Raw genomic sequence first — 3,368 nt, 5'->3', positions numbered from 1 at the left:
GACGGGGTGCCCCCCGGTCGTGCCGGCGGGCCGCAGGGAGGGCCCGCCGGCCGGGTGGGAGCCGGTCGTCCGGCCGGGCTCGCGGTGCTCGACCTTGAGCTTCCAGGCGAGCTGCGCGGCGCCGTACGCGACGACGATCTTCGGATCGTCGTAGGTGCGCACCTTGTCTCCGAAGCGGTCGCGCACGGCCTGCTGGACCGAGGGCATCCGGCTGCCGCCGCCGGTCATGAAGACCGCGGCCAGCTCGTCCGGGCCGATCCCCGCGCCGCGGATCGTCTCCTCCAGGATGTCGGCCGTCCGGATGATCTCCTCGCCGATGAGACCGCCCAGCTCGGCCCGGTCGATCTGCACGTCCTCGTTGACGCCGACCACGTAGTGGGAGGAGGTCTCGAACTTCGACAGGGTCTCCTTCGCCTCCCTGGCCGTCTTCAGCAGGTCGGCGGCGTAGCTGACGTAGCGGCGCTCCGGGTTGGTGGTCACCTGCGTCCACCACTCGGGGTCGATGCGCTCCAGCTGCGTGCCGAAGAAGGCGAAGACCTGCTCGTCGAAGCCCTCTCCGCCGATCTCGTCGCTGCCCCCCGGCTCCCCCACGACCTTGAAGTCGCTGCCGTCGGCGGTGAGCACGGCCGCGTCGAACGTGCCGCCGCCGAGGTCGTAGACGGCCAGGTGGGACCCGCTCGGCACGCGCCCGGAGGAGGCGAAGTAGCGGGCCGAGGCGACCGGCTCGTCGACGAAGGCGATCCGCACACCGCGCACGACCTTCTTCGCCGCCGCCAGCAGCACCGCCTTGCGCTCGGCGCTCCAGGCCACCGGGTGGGTCAGCGCGATGCAGTCGGGGTCGGCCCCGTCGAACCGGCGCCGGCCCTCGCTGACGAACAGCTCCAGCAGCGCCGCCATGGCGTCGGTGACGTCCACCGGGACCCCGCCGAGCAGCATCCGGCCCCGGCCGACGTAGCGCTTGGGGTTGCGCTCGACGCGCTCGGGGCTGACGCCGATGCCCCGCTGGGCGATCCGGCCGGCCACCAGCGTCCCGCGCTCGTCCAGCATCACGGCGGAGGGGATGCGCCGCTCCCCCTCGACCTCCAGGACGTCGAAGCGGCCTTCGGCGGCTATCACCCCGGCGGAGAAACTCGTCCCGAGATCGACACCGAGGCACCACTGCGCCATTTCTCACTCCTCGTCAGCACAAACCCGATCGTCCCGCCTCCGCCGGCCGCGGCCCGGTCGCGACGGGCACACGGGGAACGATCCAGGATGCACGGGAGGATCATCGGGCCGAGCGCGGGACGGAAATCATCTTCCTATGGTTTGTCGTGGCCACATGACGTTTGGTTTGCCGGAGGAGCGTGCTGTTCGCACCGGTTTCACCGCCTGCCCTCCGGCGCGGCCTTCAGGTTCCCTTCACGACCGGCCCCCGAACCGCCCTCAGGCTCCGCCGGTCCCGTCACCGGGCCGCCCGGCCAGGGACGCCAGGACGCGGGCGAACTCCTGCGGCGGAGCCACCACGAGGCGGGTCTGCCCGTCGTGGTCGACCAGGTCGGCCCTGATCAGGCTGAGCCTGCCCCGGTGCCACCAGTGGACCTGCGGGCTCAGCGGATCGGCCGCGCGCTCGAACTCCCGCTGGGCGAACGTGCGCAGCCGCTCGATCGCGCGCACCACGTCCAGGCCCTCGACCGGGTGGACGACCAGGGTCGCCGGATCCGGCAGGACGACCAGCGTCCCGTAGGCGGGGACGGGAAAGTAGTCGTCCAGGTGGCGCAGGTGGGTGGCGGCGCAGGCGGTCGATCCGGTCAGCCGCCGGACGGCCACGCCGCCGAGGTCTTCCCGGGTCGCCGAGAGCCGCTCGTCCTTGCGGGTGTTGTCGGCGGCCAGCTCCAGCGCCTGGGCGGGGGTGATCGGCCAGCAGCCGACCTCCTCCGGGCGGACCGGCCGACCCGCGGGCCCGTACCCGATCGTGAGCACCTCGACCAGGTCGGCGGTGAGGTGGCGGCCGACCACGCGGGCCGCGCCCAGGTCGTCGTCGAGCCGGATGCGGGTGCGCAGCAGGGGGCGGATCTGGGACAGGTCGCAGGCGTCCAGCGGCTCGTCCAGCGTGGCCAGGGTGTGGGCCAGGTGCTCGGAGACGAGCGTCGGCCAGTCCTCGCGCGAGTGGCGCCCCGCCTCGGCGCGCAGCCCCGCCAGCCGTACCGTGACGGTGCGCGGGCCGGACGGCGCCCCGTCCGGGGCCGTGGAGGACGCCCCGTCCAGGGCCGCGGACGGCGCCTCGGACAGCGTCAGCGTGGTGCCGTCGGGGGCGAAGGCGCAGGTGTAGCCGAGGGAGCCGGCGACCAGGCCGAGCAGGGAGTCGAGGTCGACGTCCTCCACCGGGCGCGGCGGCGGCCCCGCCCGCCGGTCTGCCCGCCGGTCACGATGCCGCCGGAGCCGGAAGAGCCTCAGCCTCACGCGCGCGTCCCCTCTGCCGGGTTTCCTCTCTCTGGTCTCCTTAGAGTGCCCCGCCGGGATAGCGGATCGACCAGGTCAGGGAGCACGATTCGGCATCAATACCACCAAGTGCCCCCATAGGCACACTGAACTGCGGGGTTCCGTGGCCGACCGGGAGCCCCGCGACCACCGGCACGCCGAGCCCGCCGAGCCGCTCCGCCAGCACCGGATAGGGGTCGCCGCAGTCCGTCCACGAGCCCAGCGCGAACCCCGCCGCCCCGTCCAGCGCCCCCGACCCCAGCAGCTGCGTGAGCATCCGGTCGATCCGGTAGGGCGCCTCCCCGACGTCCTCCAGCAGCACGATCCGCCCCTCGGCCCGCAGCCGGTACGGCGTGCCGCACAGCGCCGCCAGCAGCGACAGGTTCCCCCCGGTGATCGGGCCCGCGGCGCGCCCGGGGACGATCACCCGGTCCCCGGCGACGGACCCCGCGCCCCCGGAAAGGGCCGCCGACAGCCGCTCCAGGCTCCGGGGCTCGGGACCGCCCGGATCGGCGAACAGCGGGCAGGCCGGCATGGGGCCGAACCAGGAGGCCAGACCGAGCCGGACCTCCAGCGCCCGGTGCAGGGCGGTGACGTCGCTGGAGCCGACCAGGGTCTTCGGCCCGGCCGCGCGCATGGCCTCCCAGTCGAGCAGGTCCAGGATCCGCGTCGCGCCGTAGCCGCCCCGCGCGCACAGCACCGCGGCGACCGCCGGATCGCACCAGGCCTCCTGGAGGTCGGCCGCCCGCGCCTCGTCGGACCCGGCCAGGTAGCGGTCGCGGTCGAGCACGTGGGCGCCCGTGACGACCTTCAGGCCCAGCCCGGCGAGCACGCCGTGCCGCGGGCCAGCCCGTATCCGGGGTCGGACCGGCCGGACGGGCCACGACCGCCACCGTGTCCCCCGCGCG

General features: G+C 74.5%; 3 protein-coding genes. All 3 read right to left on the bottom strand.

The genetic code is table 11. From position 1 onward, the window contains the following. Positions 1–1,167 (bottom strand): Hsp70 family protein (locus ACWJ6R_RS32775; RefSeq protein WP_449065935.1); only part of this gene is annotated, 1,167 nt, incomplete at its 3' end. 258 nt (positions 1,168–1,425) lie between these two features. Then, entirely contained in the window at positions 1,426–2,442 is a 1,017-nt protein-coding gene (locus tag ACWJ6R_RS32770) for a hypothetical protein (RefSeq protein ID WP_449065934.1), read from the bottom strand. Positions 2,443–2,482: 40 nt separating this feature from the next. After that, positions 2,483–3,368 (bottom strand): S66 peptidase family protein (locus tag ACWJ6R_RS32765; protein ID WP_449065933.1); only part of this gene is annotated, 886 nt, incomplete at its 5' end.

The sequence above is a fragment of the Planomonospora algeriensis genome (assembly GCF_977012225.1).
This window is presented reverse-complemented; position numbering and strand designations above follow the sequence as displayed.